The 16,389-nt window shown below is 33.3% G+C and carries 11 protein-coding genes; 4 read left to right on the forward strand and 7 right to left on the reverse strand.

What is annotated here, in order from left to right:
• Window positions 1-161 precede the first annotated feature (161 nt).
• Window positions 162-1,562: an alpha/beta hydrolase family protein gene (locus tag FEM21_RS03275; RefSeq protein ID WP_035657744.1), complete on the reverse strand. Its 1,401-nt coding sequence runs from the start codon at window positions 1,560-1,562 to the stop codon at window positions 162-164.
• Between the two features lie 176 nt (window positions 1,563-1,738).
• Here FEM21_RS03275 and pafA point away from each other — a divergent pair, with 176 nt between their 5' ends.
• A complete protein-coding gene (pafA, locus tag FEM21_RS03280; RefSeq protein ID WP_035657746.1) occupies window positions 1,739-3,352 on the forward strand; it encodes an alkaline phosphatase PafA in 1,614 nt (537 codons plus the stop codon).
• A gap of 57 nt (window positions 3,353-3,409) precedes the next feature.
• On the opposite strand, the gene lysA is transcribed toward pafA, so the two are convergent.
• The 3 genes from lysA to gltB form a co-directional block, all read right to left on the reverse strand.
• Window positions 3,410-4,630, reverse strand: a complete 1,221-nt coding sequence (lysA, locus tag FEM21_RS03285; protein WP_035657747.1) for a diaminopimelate decarboxylase — start codon at window positions 4,628-4,630, stop codon at window positions 3,410-3,412.
• 202 nt (window positions 4,631-4,832) lie between these two features.
• Window positions 4,833-6,293, reverse strand: a complete 1,461-nt coding sequence (locus FEM21_RS03290; protein ID WP_035657750.1) for a glutamate synthase subunit beta — start codon at window positions 6,291-6,293, stop codon at window positions 4,833-4,835.
• Between the two features lie 4 nt (window positions 6,294-6,297).
• Entirely contained in the window at window positions 6,298-10,812 is a 4,515-nt protein-coding gene (gene gltB / locus FEM21_RS03295) for a glutamate synthase large subunit (RefSeq protein WP_035657752.1), read from the reverse strand.
• Window positions 10,813-11,235: 423 nt separating this feature from the next.
• Between gltB and sucC the strand changes: the two genes are divergently transcribed.
• From sucC to FEM21_RS03310, 3 genes are all read left to right on the forward strand, one after another.
• Window positions 11,236-12,429 carry an ADP-forming succinate--CoA ligase subunit beta gene (gene sucC, locus FEM21_RS03300; RefSeq protein ID WP_035657754.1) on the forward strand — a complete coding sequence of 398 codons (1,194 nt, stop codon included), beginning with the start codon at window positions 11,236-11,238 and terminating at the stop codon, window positions 12,427-12,429.
• Between the two features lie 333 nt (window positions 12,430-12,762).
• Window positions 12,763-13,101, forward strand: coding sequence for a hypothetical protein (locus FEM21_RS03305; protein ID WP_035657756.1), 339 nt, complete (start codon window positions 12,763-12,765; stop codon window positions 13,099-13,101).
• A gap of 332 nt (window positions 13,102-13,433) precedes the next feature.
• The gene (locus tag FEM21_RS03310) at window positions 13,434-13,772 is read left to right on the forward strand and encodes a hypothetical protein (RefSeq protein WP_035657759.1); all 339 of its coding nucleotides are present in this window, start codon (window positions 13,434-13,436) and stop codon (window positions 13,770-13,772) included.
• Window positions 13,773-13,850: 78 nt separating this feature from the next.
• Here the strand turns inward: FEM21_RS03310 and FEM21_RS03315 are convergent, their stop codons facing one another.
• Genes FEM21_RS03315 through FEM21_RS03325 form a run of 3 tightly spaced genes read right to left on the reverse strand, consistent with a single transcriptional unit; the run spans window position 13,851 to window position 16,360 of the window.
• Window positions 13,851-14,264 (reverse strand): DUF1456 family protein, encoded by a 414-nt coding sequence (locus FEM21_RS03315; RefSeq protein ID WP_035657761.1) that lies wholly within the window; start codon window positions 14,262-14,264, stop codon window positions 13,851-13,853.
• A 39-nt stretch (window positions 14,265-14,303) separates the two neighbouring features.
• Window positions 14,304-15,344, reverse strand: coding sequence for an aminotransferase class I/II-fold pyridoxal phosphate-dependent enzyme (locus tag FEM21_RS03320; RefSeq protein ID WP_035657762.1), 1,041 nt, complete (start codon window positions 15,342-15,344; stop codon window positions 14,304-14,306).
• Between the two features lie 5 nt (window positions 15,345-15,349).
• A complete protein-coding gene (locus FEM21_RS03325; RefSeq protein ID WP_035657765.1) occupies window positions 15,350-16,360 on the reverse strand; it encodes a dipeptide epimerase in 1,011 nt (336 codons plus the stop codon).
• Between the last annotated feature and the right edge of the window lie 29 nt (window positions 16,361-16,389).

A 16,389-nucleotide genomic window follows, 5' to 3' on the forward strand; every position in this document is an offset into this window, starting at 1 on the left:
TATTTAAAATAACGCCGCGAAAGTACAACCAGATTTCGATATGACAATGGATTATTTGGAATAAATAAAAATAAATTTTAACAAAACATTTAAAAATTGTTTAACGTTTTTTAACATCTGATTTTCTGATGTGAAAAACTTACATTTTGTTTCCGAATAATTTATTTACTGATTTTAGGAGGACTTAAATAGTTTTTAAAGAAGCTATAAAGGACATTCAAATCAGATGGTTTTTGTGGTAAAGCATGTCCTTTTCCATAATCTATCAGAGTAGAAGTAGGAACAGTTAAAAGCTCTAATTTATTTTTTAGATGGGTAATTTGGTCTCGATAATAAGCATCATCATCATTATTGTAGAAAAATAGAGTAGGAGTAGTTGCTTTGGTTTCAACCAAAAATGAAGAACCCATTGATTCCCATAATGCTTTGTTGTTATCTAAAGATCCCCAAACCCAAGGACATCTTTGTTCTAAATTTTTATCACCATCATCAGGAGTATTGTAAATGAGAGTGTAATCAAAAACACCTGGACCTAATGCTGCTGCCTGAACATCATCAGAAATTCCAATATGAAAACCTGAATTTTCAAACTCGGTTACTTTTTTATCTCCAATGGCCATCGATCCCGCTGTAGAACCACGGGAAAAACCAAAAATTCCGATTTTTTCCGAAAGCCCCATTTCTTTATTAAAAACTCGCAATGTTCGTATAGCTGATTTTACTTTTTGTGCAGCATCCGGATTAGTCTGAAATGATTTGTAAGCATCATTTGCTCCGTTTACAGGTTTTCCTTTTCCCCAAGGACAGTATTTTGGATGATCGGCAATTGCCCAGGCCATACCATTTGCAGGAGCACCTTCAAGAAAAGAATCATCAAAACCCGCAAAAGTGTAGTCCAGATTTACTCTTTGATCTTTATAAGCATCGTTAAGTGTTTTTTTGCTTTGGTCATAATTAGCATAACTGTTGCTGTAAGAAAAAGATAAAATAGTAGGTACTTTGACTTTTGGATTAGCAGGATAAATAATATCCATGTGCAAAGAATCTCCAATAATATACTGTTCAGGTGTATTGTAAACTTTTGGGTCATCAATAAAGTAGCTTACATCTCTGGCTATGCGATATCCTTCAAATAAAATATAAGATTTATATAAGGAGCAGTTTTTATAACCGCAAAAGTTTTTTGACGCAATTGCATTGTTAATAGCAATAATATCCTGATTTATTTTTAGTGCTTTTGCATTAATGTTTTTAGCGTAATCTAATTCGATTACACGATACCCTTCATTTAATAACCAGTTTACGTCTTTTTTTACACTATTTCTGCCAATTTTTTTTAGCGACAAATTTTTCAAGTACACTACTGTGATGTAGTTTCCATTGAAATCTTTGATAGGGTTTTTGGATTCAGTTACAGTAAAATCGATATTTCCAGCTGTAACTGTACTTGCCCATTTTCCAGAATTAGCCCATGAATTAATAGCTGTAAAAATGCTTAGAAGAATGATAAAAAAAGATTTTCTAAAGGATAAGATAAAAAGAGTGATAGAAGTAAATTTCATTGTATTCTTATTTGGCAGGTATTTTAAATATATGTAATTACAAAAGTAAGTTTTTTAAAATTTGATTTGATAATTAGTATAGGTTTTAGGATTTACATTTTCAAATTTTAGATAACAATTTCCTAATATAGACTCTTTTTTAAATTTGTATTTTTGTCTTTATATCAAATTTTATCATGAAAAAAATATTTTTATTTTTTGCTACAGCGGCAATTTTTAATGCTTATGGACAGCAAAGACCCAAGTTAGTAGTAGGAATTGTTGTTGACCAAATGAAGATGGAATACCTTTATCGATTCTCGGATGACTTTTCAGCTAACGGTTTTCTTAGATTAATGAATAATGGTTATGTTTTTCATAATACACATTATAATTATATGCCAACAATTACAGGACCTGGGCATGCATCAATTTATACCGGAACTACTCCGGCTGTTCATGGGGTTGTAGGAAATACTTTTTTTGATAAATCGCAAGGAAAATACAGGTATTGTACTGACGATGCATCGGTTTCAATTTTAGGAACAGGTGATTTAGATGAAGGGAAAATGTCTCCGTTAAATTTAGAAAGCACTACCGTGACTGACGAATTACGTCTGGCAACTAATTTTAGAGGAAAAGTAATTGGTATCAGTGTGAAAGATCGCGGAGCTATACTTCCGGCGGGACATTTTGCTAATTGGGCATTTTGGATGAGTGATTCCGGAAATTTTATTTCGAGTACATTTTACGGCAAGCAGTTGCCAAATTGGGTTACTGAATTTAACAACAAAAAACATTATGAGAATTATCTAAATAAAGACTGGACTTTGTTGAAGCCGGAATCGGTTTATAATAAAAGTTTAGCCGATGATAATCCGTATGAAGGTCTTTTGTACACAAGTAAAAAACCTGTTTTTCCATATAATTTAAAAGAGATGTATGCGAAAAAAGGAGCAAAAGTAATTAAGACGACTCCTTTTGGGAATGATATATTAGCTGATTTTGCAAAAGAAGCCATTGCTAGTGAAGATTTAGGTATGGATAATGAAACTGATTTTTTAGCAGTAAGTTTTTCATCAACTGACAAAATTGGACATTTGACTGGACCGCGTTCCAGAGAAATTCAGGATACTTATTTACGCTTAGACGAGACTATTGCTGACTTTTTAACTTATTTGGATAAAAAAGTAGGAAAGGGAAATTATTTATTATTTTTAACTGCTGATCATGCCGCTGCTGAAAATGTGAATTATTTAAGAGATAATAAATATGCTGTAGGAGCAATAGATGATAAAAATTTATCTACTCAGTTGCATGAATTTTCTAAAACTACTTTTGGTTCAGATTTGGTATTGAATTATTCGAATTCGAATGTGTTTTTTGATAAAAAACAAATTCAGCAAAAAGGACTTTCTTTGGATAAAGTAAAATTAACTTTCAAAGAGTATTTAATGTCTTTACCTCAGATAAAACGAGTTTACACTGAAGAGGAAATTATTGCGGCAGGAAATTCAGATATTTATTTAAATTTTGTGATAAAAGGATATGATCCTAAATTAAACGGGGAATTGGTTATTTTAGATAAACCCGGTTATATTGAAAATGAGGGAACAGGAACTTCTCATGGAACTCCGTATAATTATGATACGCATGTGCCATTGTTGTTTTATGGCTGGAATATTAAAAAAGGAGAATCATTTGATAAAAAATCGATTACTCAGATAGCACCCACAGTTGCTCAGAAAATTAAAATAGATTATCCTAATAGTACTGAAGCTATTCTTCTGACGGAAATTTTAGCAAACTAAAGAAAAACAAAAAAGGGACTTAATTAAGTCCCTTTTTTTATAATTGGTTTTGAATGCTTATTGTTTAGCTACCGAAGCAGGTAATGAAATTTGATTTCTTAATAAATCTTCAAATGTTTCGTGAGCTCTGATTAAGTGACCTTCTCCATTAATCCACAATACTTCAGCTGGTTTGTATCTTGAATTGTAGTTAGAAGACATAGAGTAGCAATAAGCACCTGCGTTTCTGAAACAAAGGATATCACCTTCGGCAATTTCCTGAATTCTACGGTTGCTGGCAAAGGTATCTGTTTCGCAAATATATCCTACTACAGAGTAAAAACGCTCTTTTCCTTTTGGATTTGAAATGTTTTCAATGTGGTGTGATGAACCGTAAAACATTGGACGAATCAAATGGTTGAATCCGGAATCAATTCCTGCAAAAACAGTAGAAGTAGTTTGTTTTACTACGTTTACTTTTGCTAAGAAGAAACCTGCTTCACTCACTAAAAATTTCCCTGGTTCAAAAATAAGTGTCAAATCTTTACCGTATTCTGCACAGAAAGCATTGAATCTTTTAGATAATTTTTTACCTAATTCTTCAATATCTGTTTCGATATCGTCTTTTTTGTAAGGCACTTTGAATCCACTTCCAAAATCCAGGAATTCAAGATTTTTGAAATTTCTTGCAGCATCAAATAAGATTTCAGCAGCATAAAGGAATACTTCGATATCTAAAATATCAGAACCTGTGTGCATGTGAATCCCTGCAATGTTCATATTTGTATTTTCAACAATACGAACTAAATGTGGTAATTGGTGTACCGAAATACCAAATTTACTATCGATATGACCTACAGAAATGTTTTCGTTTCCACCTGCCATAACGTGCGGGTTAATACGAATACATACCGGAACTGTAGGATGTTTTGTTCCAAATTGCTCTAGAATAGACAAGTTATCAATATTGATTTGAACGCCTAAAGCATGTACTTCTTCAATTTCTTCAAGAGAAACACCATTTGGCGTGAAAAATATTTGATCCGGAGAATATCCAGCGTGAAGTCCTAATTGTACTTCCTGAATAGAAACAGCGTCTAAGCAAGATCCTAAATCTCTTAATAATTGTAGAATAGCAACGTTAGACAATGCCTTCATAGCATAATTGATACGCAGTTTTTCTACTTTAGAAAAAGCCTTAGTTAATCTCTCGTATTGTGATTTTATTTTCTCGGCATCGTATACATATAACGGACTGCCAAATTGTTCTGCTAACTGAAGTAAATCTTTTGATTGCATTGTTGTAATTTTTACACAAATTTATTATTCTTTATTGATACTACAATAGATAAATATATTTCTAACAAATTGTAACAATAAGTTATATAAAGATTATTATATGGTTTTTTTTATGTTTTTTGTCACAATTTGTCACGAGTAAAAAGTAAAAAGGCTATCTGAAATTACTTCCAGATAGCCTTTTTGAATATTTATTGATTTCTTACAATGCAGGTAAATCACCACCTTCTTTAGTAGGTAAGTTAGTTGACCCCATTAAGTATAAATCTACTTGTCTTGCAGCTTCACGACCTTCTGAAATTGCCCAAACAATTAAAGATTGTCCACGACGCATATCACCAGCTGTAAAGATATTTGGAATATTAGTTTGGTATTTACCATATTCCGCTTTGTAATTACTTCTAAAGTCAAGTTCAATACCTAATTGACTGCTTAATGTTTTTTCAGGACCTGTAAAACCTAAAGCTAATAAAGCTAAGTCACATGGCCAGGTTTTTTCAGAACCAGCAATTTCAATTAGTTCAGGACGTTGTCCAGGAACCATTTTCCATTCTACATTAACTGTTTTAAGAGCAATTAATTTACCATTAGCATCTTTGATGAATTCTTTGGTGTTAATTAACCAGTTTCTTTCAGCTCCTTCTTTATGAGAAGAAGAAGTTTTTAATTGTAGCGGCCAGTAAGGCCAAGGAGTAGAGGCACTTCTCTCTACTGGAGGTTTTGGCATAATCTCAAAGTTAGTAACTGATTTAGCACCGTGACGGTTTGATGTACCCACACAGTCAGAACCTGTATCTCCACCACCAATTACGATTACATCTTTACCAGTTGCTAAAACTTGATTTTCAATTTTTTCTCCAAAAACAACTTTTGTTTGTTGTGTTAAGAAATCCATTGCCTGAACTACACCATCTGCATCAGCACCAGGAGTAGGTAAGCCTCTTCTTTCTGTTGCTCCACCACAAAGTACGATGGAATCAAAAGCTTTCAAGTCATTGATGTCATAGTTTACACCAACATTAGTGTTTACTTTGAAAGTGATTCCTTCAGCTTCTAAGATAGCTACACGACGATCGATAATTCCTTTTTCCATTTTGAAATTAGGAATTCCGTAACGTAATAGACCACCAATAGCGTTGTCTCTTTCGAAAACAGTAACAGTGTGTCCTGCTCTGTTTAATTGTTGTGCAGCAGCTAAACCAGCAGGTCCAGAACCTACAATGGCAACTGTTTTACCAGTTCTTGTTTTTGGAGGTTGAGGTTTAATCCATCCTTCCGCAAACGCACGCTCCACAATATTTTTTTCTATGTTCTCAATAGAAATTGGGTCATTAATAATCCCTAATACACATGCTTTTTCACATGGTGCAGGACATAAACGTCCTGTAAATTCAGGGAAGTTATTTGTTGAATGTAGTATCCACGAAGCTTTTTGCCATTCTCCCTGGTGTACCATGTGGTTGAAATCAGGGATTAAATTCCCTAACGGACATCCACTATGGCAAAATGGAATACCACAATCCATACAACGTGATCCTTGTTTTGTAATTTCAGCTTCACTCAAAGGAACTGTAAATTCTTTATAATGTCCTACACGCTCTTGTACTGATGTGTATGATTCATCTTTTCTTTCGAATTCTTTAAAACCTGTTACTTTTCCCATTGTATTATGCTGTTAATTCTTCTACCATTTGTTCCTCAGTTTCCAAACGCTTTAATGCTTTTTTGTACTCTGTAGGCATTACTTTTACAAAATTTTCTAAGCTAGTCTCCCAATTGCTTAATAATTCGATACCTTTTGTACTGTTTGTGTACTCTACGTGTCTTTCTATTAATGTTTTCAATTCGTTAGCTTCTTCTCCTTCAACTGTCTCAAATTCGATAGTTTCAGTATTACATAAACCATTTTTGAATTTGTGTTGAGGATCATAAATATAGGCGATACCACCACTCATACCTGCTGCAAAGTTTCTTCCTGTTTTACCAAGAACAACTACTTTACCACCGGTCATGTACTCACAACCGTGATCTCCCACACCTTCAACTACTGCAATAGCACCTGAGTTACGAACTGCAAAACGCTCTCCTGCAATACCGTTGATGTAAGCTTCTCCTTCAATAGCTCCAAATAAACAAACGTTTCCTACGATGATGTTTTCTGAGGCAACAAAAGTAGATTTTGCTGGTTTTTTGATGATTAATTTGGCTCCAGATAATCCTTTTCCTAAATAGTCATTTGTATTTCCTTCAACAGTAAAAGTTAATCCGTGTGCACTAAATGCTCCTAAACTTTGTCCTGCAGAACCTGTGAAATTAATGTTCAAAGTATCTTCTGGTAAACCTAAGTGGCCATATATTTTAGAAATTTCGTTACTAACAATAGCTCCCACTGAACGGTCGGTATTTTTAATAGGATATTCTAAGGTCATTTTTTCTTTTCTGTACAAAGCACGGTGAGAATCTTTTAGGATTTGGAAATCCATTACGTTGTCTAATCCGTGATCTTGTTTCTCTGTATTACGAACCGTTTTGTATTTATAAGTATCAGGTCTATGTAAAATAGATGATAAATCTAAACCTTTTGCTTTGTAGTGGTTAATCGCTTTATTAGAATTGATTTTGTGTGTTTGACCAATCATTTCTTCTAAAGTTCTGAATCCAAGTTGCGCCATGATACCTCTTAACTCTTCAGCAACATAGTAGAAGAAGTTAATAACGTGCTCAGGAGTTCCTTTGAAGTTTTTACGTAATTCTTTGTCTTGAGTAGCAATACCTACAGGGCAAGTATTCAAGTGACATTTACGCATCATGATACATCCTGAAGCTACAAGTGGAGCAGTAGCAAAACCAAATTCTTCAGCACCTAATAAAGCAGCGATAGCTACGTCACGTCCTGTTTTTAACTGTCCGTCACATTCTACAACAATACGGCTTCTTAGGTTGTTTAATACTAAAGTTTGTTGTGCTTCGGCCAATCCAAGTTCCCAAGGAAGACCTGCGTGTTTCAATGAAGTTAATGGAGAAGCTCCTGTACCACCATCATAACCAGCAATTAATACAACGTCAGCTTTTGCTTTAGCAACACCCGCTGCAATTGTTCCAACACCTACTTCAGATACTAATTTCACGTTGATACGTGCTTCTCTGTTAGCATTTTTCAAGTCGAAAATTAATTGCGCTAAATCTTCGATTGAGTAAATATCGTGGTGTGGCGGAGGTGAAATCAATCCTACGAAAGGAGTTGAGTTACGAGCCGATGCAATCCAAGGCAATACTTTCTCACCTGGTAATTGTCCACCTTCTCCTGGTTTAGCACCCTGAGCCATTTTAATCTGAATCTCTTTTGCACTAGATAAGTAGTGAGAAGTTACTCCAAAACGTCCAGAAGCTACTTGCTTGATAGCCGAGTTACGGCTGTCACCGTTTACGTCTGGCTGGAAACGAGTTCTGTCTTCTCCACCTTCACCTGAATTAGATTTTCCTCCAATACGGTTCATAGCGATAGCTAAGTTCTCGTGTGCTTCTCTAGAGATAGATCCGTAAGACATCGCTCCGGTTTTGAAACGTTTTACGATATCAGTCCATGGTTCTACTTCGTCTAATGGAATTGGATCTAAGTTATCGAATTCAAATAAACCACGAATAGTCATTAAACTCTTAGCCTGATCGTTTACAGTTTTTGCATAAACATCATAACTATCCTGATCACTTAAACGTACTGCCTGTTGCAATTTAGCAATAGTAGTAGGGTTGAACATGTGTCTTTCCCCGTTACGTCTCCATCTGTACTCTCCACCAATGTTTAATCCTAAACGGTTAGGAATTAATACATCCGGGTAAGCATAGTTATATCTTTCGCTAATTTCTTTTTCAATTTCATACAATCCAATACCTTCAATTCTTGAAGCAGTGTAAGGGAAGTATTTTTGAACAAATTTAGAGTTGAAACCAACAATTTCGAAAATTTGAGAACCTCTGTAGGAATGTAAAGTAGAGATTCCAATTTTGTTCATGATTTTTAATAATCCTGAACCAATTGCTTTGTTGAAGTTATCAACTGCTTTTTGTTCGCTAATTCCAGTGATAAAACCTTCCTGTACTTGTACACGAATGATTTCGTTTACCATGTAAGGGTTAATTGCACTTGCACCGTAACCAAATAAAGTTGCAAAATGGTGTGGTTCACGTGGTTCAGCTGATTCGATTATGATATCGAAGTAAGAACGCTTACGTAAACGGTTCATTTGGTGGTGAACATAAGAACAAGCTAATAAAGCAGGAATTGGAGCGAATTCTTTATTAACACCTCTATCAGATAAGATAATGATGTTAGTTCCTCTGTCAACCGCTTTACTGATTTGTGTGATGATATCTTCTAAAGCATTTTCTAAACCATTTAAACCTTTTTCTTTTTTGTATAAGATTTCAATAGTTTCAGCCTTGAAGTTATCGATATCAATGTTTCTGATTTTTTCTAAGTCATCGTTAGAAATAACCGGATTTTGAATTCTTAATTTTCTACATTGTTTGCTTGAAATATCAAAAATATTTCTGTCCTGACCTAAAGCTAAACTGATATCAGTTACAATTTCTTCACGGATACCATCCAAAGGTGGGTTAGTAACCTGAGCGAATAATTGTTTGAAATAGTTAGGGATTAATTGTGGTCTGTCTGACAATACAGCAAGAGGAGTATCGATACCCATAGAACCCAAAGCTTCTTTTCCAGCCTGAGCCATTGGAGTAATCATATCCTGAATATCCTCTAATGTATAGTTAAATAAACGCTCTCTTGTAGGTAAATCGATAGTTTCTATTGGACAAGCCTTAGTTGTAGTAGGAACGTCTTTTAAGTTCAAACGGTATTGTTTCAACCATTCCTGGTAAGGTCTTTCAGAAACAATTTTGCTTTTGATTTCCTCATCATTAATAATACGTCCTTCGTTCATATCTACCAAGAACATTTTTCCTGGCTCTAATCTACCGTGGCTTTCTACATCTTCCGGTTCAACAGTTACAACACCAATTTCAGATGCCATAATCAATTTACCACTCTTAGTTACAGTATAACGAGAAGGTCTTAAACCGTTACGGTCTAATAATGCTCCTACGTAATCTCCATCAGAGAAAGGTACAGAAGCTGGTCCGTCCCATGGCTCCATGATACAAGCATTGTACTCGTAGAATGCTTTTCTTTCTTCTGACATGGTTTTGTGTTTTTCCCATGCTTCAGGAATCATCATCATCATTACTTCTGGTAATGAACGTCCTGTATGTGTTAATAATTCAACAACCATATCCATAGAAGCAGAATCTGATTTTCCAGGAAGAATAATTGGGAATAATTTTTCGATTTGTGGTCCAAAGACATCACTTTTCATGATTTCTTCACGCACACGCATTCTACTTACGTTACCTCTTAATGTATTGATCTCACCATTTTGACACATGTATCTAAAAGGCTGAGACAATTCCCATGTAGGCATTGTATTTGTAGAAAAACGTTGGTGTACTAACGCTAAACGGGTTACTAAATCCGTTTGTTGTAAGTCAGTATAATATGGCCCAATATCCTCAGGCATAATGATACCTTTATATATTAAGGTAGTAGTAGATAAACTAGGTAAGTAAAAATAAGAACTTTGCGATATTTTAGAATTAGCAATAGCGTGTTCTGTAATTTTACGTGCAGCATATAATTTCGCTTTAAAAGTAGCTTCTTCAATAGCTTCACTTTTACCTACGAAAATTTGTTCGATAGTTGGTTCAGAAGCCAAAGCGATTTCACCTAACTGGCTAGAATCTACAGGAACTTCTCTCCATCCTAAAACAGTAAGTCCTTGTGCTTTGATTTCTTTTTCAAATACGTCTTTGCAAAAAACATATTGGTTTTTGATTTTTGGCAAAAACACCATTCCCACAGCATACTCACGAGCAGCAGGTAATTGGAAATCACAAACTCTATTGAAATATTCGTGAGGAATGTCAATCAAAAGTCCAGCTCCATCTCCCGTTTTTCCGTCAGCACTTACACCACCACGGTGTTCTAATTTTACTAGAATTTCTAATGCGTCGTGAATAATTTGATTTGTCTTCTCACCTTTAAGGTTGCAGATAAAACCAGCTCCACAGTTTTCATGCTCGAATTCTGGCAAATAAAGGCCTTGTTCTTTAACTTTCATGCTTGATAATTTTTTTTACAAAAGTAGCTATTTCATTAAATATAATCCATCGATTAAATGCATTATGAGCTACTTTTACAGGAATAATAGAAAAAAGTATAATAAATAATAATTATTGCATTATTTGAGCTATGTATTAACAAATTGTTAATGTAACTACGGTTTTTGGTCAATATTTTGACAATTATTTCTTATTTTTTTAAATTCATTTTTGTTATATTCAATGAAAAAACGTCTTTTTGCTTCTTTTTCTTCTGCAAAATCTTTTTTTCGCTGAAAAAAAGAACTCAAAAGCATCTTTTTTTAACTTTATTTATAAGATATTTTAAATCGTTAAAAAGTTTTCAGTTTTAAGTTCATTTTTGCTACTTTTGTCGGACTTATTTAATAAAAATAAAATCAGATTCAGACAAATTCTATATTATGAACATACACGAATATCAAGGAAAAGAGATTTTAGCTAGCTATGGAGTTCGCGTTCAACGCGGTATTGTTGCTAATAGTCCAGTAGAAGCAGTTGCTGCTGCTAAACAATTAACAACTGAAACAGGAACAAGCTGGTATGTTGTTAAAGCACAAATTCACGCAGGTGGACGTGGAAAAGGTGGTGGAGTTAAACTTGCCAAAGGAATTGATAAGGTAGAAGGAGTTGCTAGCGAAATTATCGGAATGCAATTAATTACTCCTCAAACTTCTGCAGAGGGTAAAAAAGTTCACAAAGTTTTAATCGCTGAGGATGTTTACTATCCAGGTGAATCTGAAACTTCTGAATTTTATGTTTCTGTATTATTAAACAGAGCAACAGGTCGTAATATGATTATGTATTCTACTGAAGGTGGAATGGATATCGAAGATGTGGCTGAACACACACCACATTTAATTTTTACTGAAGAAATTGATCCTGCTGTAGGATTACAAGGTTTCCAGGCTAGAAGAGTTGCTTTTAACTTAGGTCTTTCAGGAAACGCTTTCAAAGAAATGGTGAAATTCATCGATGCATTATACAAAGCTTATATTGGTTCTGATGCTTCTATGTTTGAAATCAACCCAGTTTTAAAAACATCTGATAATAAAATCTTAGCTGTTGATGCTAAAGTAAATATTGATGATAACGCATTATACAGACAAAAAGCGTATGCTGAAATGCGTGATATTCTTGAAGAAAACCCAATTGAAGTTGAAGCTAAAGAAGTAGGATTGAACTATGTAGATCTTGACGGTACTGTAGGATGTATGGTAAACGGTGCAGGTCTTGCAATGGCAACTATGGATTTAATTAAATATGCAGGTTTTGAACCAGCGAACTTCCTTGATGTAGGAGGAACTGCTGATGCAAAACGTGTTGAAACAGCTTTCCGTATTATCTTAAAAGATCCAAACGTAAAAGCTATCCTGATTAACATTTTTGGAGGAATCGTTCGTTGTGACCGTGTTGCTCAGGGTGTTGTTGATGCTTACAAAAACATGGGTGACGCTATTAAAGTGCCAATCATTGTTCGTTTACAAGGAACTAACGCTGAAATTGCAAAAGAATTAATCGACAATTCTGGAATGCCAATTTTATCAGCTGTTCAATTCCAGGAAGCTGCTGATCAGGTACAAGCTGCACTTTCTTAATTAAGAAACTTAGTTATATATCTAAATCCTGTTCGCCGCGGCGAACAGGATTTTTTATTTTCAATCAATTCTAAGCTACATTATTATTGTTTGTATTAATTTAATATTATCGGGCTGATTAATGCTTTTTTTGATGTTTTATTTCTTTTTATGAGATTAATATAATTTTAGAGATTATTTTTTAGAAAGGACTCACTTTTTATACTGATAGTTTTTAGAACTGATAAAAAGATAAAAAAGTAGTTTTTTATCTTTAGGTTAAGTAATTGTTTTTGTGGTTTTTATGATGGAGTTCTGTAGTAATTTTGAACTGTAATTAAAAACAAAGAAATCATGAAAAATTTATTTTTATCTGTTATCGTTACTTTATTTATGGGTACAGCATTTGCTGCGGATAAGTCTCCAAAAACAGCAAAAAATTTTGATGAGACTTACAAAGAATTAACAAGATTATTAAATACGTATCCTAATTTAGGAGGATTAGACCAGGACGTTTTGGTAAAAGTGAAAATTGCAATCAATGAAAATCATGAAATTGTAGTTTTGAGTACTAATGCTGAAAACGAAGATTTGAATTATTATATCAAAAATACTTTGAACTATCAAAAGTTATCTGCTCAAGAATTAGAAACAGGAAAAGGGCTTGTATTTTTAGTTCGATTTGCTAAATAATTCAACACACTTTTTAACTTAAAAAATCCTGATTTCGTTTTAAAACGGAGTCAGGATTTGTTATTTAGAGTGATTTTAAACTGAATATTTCATAAGTTATTTAATAAATCGACGAAATGCAATGATTTTTATTTAATGTATTTCTAATATTTATGATAATAATAAAAAAATAGTATGTTTTTTTTATTCAGCTGTTATTTTTTCTAATTTATTTTTCTTCAAATCGTAAATCGCACGTTATCAATGATTTATTTGTTTTTTGAATAGGTCTTTTCTTTACTTTTACAAATGAAATCTGGAAACAATTTAATTCTAATTAAAACGAAGAAATCATGAAAAAATTAATTTTATCAGTTGTTGTTACTTTATTTTTAACAACAGCGTTTGCCGCAGAAAAGCCAGCTAAAGATCCAGTAGCTTTAAATGATACTTATAAGGAAATAACTAAGTTGCTTAATAATTATTCCTCATTTAGCGGATTAGAGCAAGATGTTATAGTTAAAGTAAGAATTACAATTAATGAGAATAATGAAATAGTAGTATTAAGTACTAATGCTGCTAATGAAGATTTGAATTATTACATTAAAAACACTTTGAATTACCAAAAACTATCAAGTGCAGAATTACCTGCCGGTAGAGGACTTAGCTTTTTAGTTAAGTTTACTAAATAATCCAAAGGTACAATTAAAGTAAAATCCCGTTTCGATAGCTATCGGAACGGGATTTTTTATTTTGAAAAACAAAAGTATTTAAGACTTTTTATTTTTACCATTATTGTATTTTACTTTTTCTACAACTTGAATTTTTGGTGCTGCTTTTTTTGAAGAAGGCTTTTTCTTAAAATCAGGTTTACTGGTTATTGCCTGGGTTTTAGGTATTTCTTTAGCTTTTGCTGGAATTTCAGCTTTGTGTTTTGCTAAAACTTCATTCGGATTCTTAGGGTTTTCTTTTGTTCCACGCAAATGAATAACTAATCCGTTTAAAAAATTACGCAATACCTGGTCACCACATTCTACATAATTAGGGTGTTTTTCATCACGGAAAAAAGCGCCTAATTCTGATTTAGAAATTCTAAAATCGACTAATTCTAATATTTCTACAATTTGGTCGTCACGCAACATTAAAGCTACGCGTAGTTTTTTAAAGATATCGTTATTTGTCATTGTTGTATTTTTTACAAAGGTACATTATTATAGCATTGGCTACTCATCTTTGTTTTGGTATTGATTGAGGATTTTAATTATTTTATCCAAATCCTTTTTTTTATGATTAGCAGTAATGATAATTCTATTCAGGTAATCTTCTTCTGAAGTGTACTTAAAATTGGTTATAATGATTTTATTCGAAGTAAGAACAGCGTTTATATTATCGATTTTAGGATAAATTACAGGGTAATTTTTGTCGAAAAGGATATTGTTATTGGGAAGTAATTTTGAATCGATATACTTCAAATTTTCTTGCAGTTTTTGATGTTGTTTTAGATATAGTAATTCAGCATCGGCGAAGGTTTTTACAAATGCTGGATTCATTCCTGCGCTTGCTGTAAAGATATTGTTTTGTTTTATTTTTTTGATAAAATCAATATCGCTTGCAATTACACCTCCCGATAATCCCATGGCTTTTCCTAATGAAGCAATCATTATTTTTCGTTTGATATTCGATAAATTGCTATTCGAAAAAATACCACAACCATTATTACCTAAAATTCCTAACGAATGAGATTCGTCAATAACTAAAGTAATTTCTTTGTATTTTGAAATTTGTTCTAAAGCCGAAAGAGCAACCGGAGTTACAGAATTTGTAGCCACAGCATCAGTTAAAATCGCAATTTTTTCAGGTTTATCATCTAATAATCGTGGATTTATTTGATTATTGATGAAAAAAGGAAGACTTGCTGTTTTTGAAATTGCAATATGAGTATCAGGAAAATGATAAAAAATAGCGGTTTCGGATTCTAAGGTGTTAATGACTAATTGTCCGGCAAGCATTCCTGATGAAACGGTAATTGCAGCTTCGGATTTGATAAATTCAGCCAGAAATTTTTCTCCTTTTTCATAGGCGGTCAATTGGATATTAGCATTTCTGGAACTTCCATAGGCTGACCCCCATTGAATAATATTTTTGCAAAGTATTTTTTGGAATTTTTTATTTGGCGGTAAGCCTAAATAAGCAGTACCGCCAAAATATAAATATTTTTCATTGTCGATTTTTACAACACGATCCGGAAATTGGTTTACTTTCATCAATGTTATTTTAGAACAACACCTGTACCATTAAGATGAGAATAGCCTACTTTTCCATCTTTAATCAAAACACCGCTGGCAATATCTTCAGATAAAAGTAAAGCGCCATCCATGTCAACATAATCTAATTGCGGTAATAAATGAGCAATTGCCGAAATTCCAACCGAAGATTCTGTCATACAGCCTACCATTGTTTTTAATCCTAATTTCTTGGCTTGCTGAATCATTCTTCGGGCAGGAGTCAAACCGCCACATTTTACTAATTTGATATTGATTCCATGAAAATGATGGTAACATTTAGCAACATCTTGTTCGATAATACAGCTTTCGTCAGCAATAATTGGTAAAACCGAATGTTTAAAAAGAATTTCATGTCCTTTCCAGTCGTCTGCTTTTAAGGGTTGCTCCAGAAATTCTACACCAAGTTTCTTTAATTCTATAGCATTATTGAGTGTTTCTTCTATTTCCCAGCCACAATTAGCATCAATTCTAAAAATAGCATCAGTATGTTCTCTTAATGCTTTAACGATAGCAATATCATCTTTGGTTCCTAATTTTATTTTATAAATAGGCCAGGGAAGTTCTTTCATTTTAGCCACCATTTTATCAATAGAATCAATCCCGATGGTGTAATTTGTCAACGGATTTCTTTCGATATTGTAATCCCATAACTCATGCAGTTTCTTTCCTTTTTGACGGGCATATAAATCAGTATAAGCTATGTCTAAAGCACAAAGCGCAAACATGTCATGTTTTAAATGAGGATATACTTTATCCCAAAATTGCTCCGGAGTTTCATCGGTAGTAGATTCAATTAAAGGTTTGATTGCTTCTAAATCCTGTTTCATCATTGCAACCGTAATATTGTAATAAGGATTAGAAGTTGCTTCGCCGTATCCAGAGAATCCACCATTTTTTAATTGTACAATTAAAGAAGGCTGAATGTCAATTGACTCTCTGGATATTGTAAAAGTGTGCCTTAATTTTAGCTCGTATTCTCTAATAATCAATTCCATAATAGTCTTGTTTTTGATAAAATTAAGCT

The sequence above is a fragment of the Flavobacterium seoulense genome, assembly GCF_000695795.1.
Lineage (GTDB): Bacteria > Bacteroidota > Bacteroidia > Flavobacteriales > Flavobacteriaceae > Flavobacterium > Flavobacterium seoulense.

What these genes read in the sequence shown, in the direction of transcription:
- FEM21_RS03275 (WP_035657744.1), bottom strand. Translation starts at nt 1,562, where the DNA reads ATGAAATTTACTTCTATCACTCTTTTTATCTTATCCTTTAGAAAATCT.
- FEM21_RS03290 (WP_035657750.1), bottom strand. Translation starts at nt 6,293, where the DNA reads ATGGGAAAAGTAACAGGTTTTAAAGAATTCGAAAGAAAAGATGAATCA.
- FEM21_RS03315 (WP_035657761.1), bottom strand. Translation starts at nt 14,264, where the DNA reads ATGACAAATAACGATATCTTTAAAAAACTACGCGTAGCTTTAATGTTG.
- FEM21_RS03310 (WP_035657759.1), top strand. Translation starts at nt 13,434, where the DNA reads ATGAAAAAATTAATTTTATCAGTTGTTGTTACTTTATTTTTAACAACA.
- lysA (WP_035657747.1), bottom strand. Translation starts at nt 4,630, where the DNA reads ATGCAATCAAAAGATTTACTTCAGTTAGCAGAACAATTTGGCAGTCCG.
- FEM21_RS03305 (WP_035657756.1), top strand. Translation starts at nt 12,763, where the DNA reads ATGAAAAATTTATTTTTATCTGTTATCGTTACTTTATTTATGGGTACA.
- sucC (WP_035657754.1), top strand. Translation starts at nt 11,236, where the DNA reads ATGAACATACACGAATATCAAGGAAAAGAGATTTTAGCTAGCTATGGA.
- pafA (WP_035657746.1), top strand. Translation starts at nt 1,739, where the DNA reads ATGAAAAAAATATTTTTATTTTTTGCTACAGCGGCAATTTTTAATGCT.
- FEM21_RS03320 (WP_035657762.1), bottom strand. Translation starts at nt 15,344, where the DNA reads ATGAAAGTAAACCAATTTCCGGATCGTGTTGTAAAAATCGACAATGAA.
- gltB (WP_035657752.1), bottom strand. Translation starts at nt 10,812, where the DNA reads ATGAAAGTTAAAGAACAAGGCCTTTATTTGCCAGAATTCGAGCATGAA.
- FEM21_RS03325 (WP_035657765.1), bottom strand. Translation starts at nt 16,360, where the DNA reads ATGGAATTGATTATTAGAGAATACGAGCTAAAATTAAGGCACACTTTT.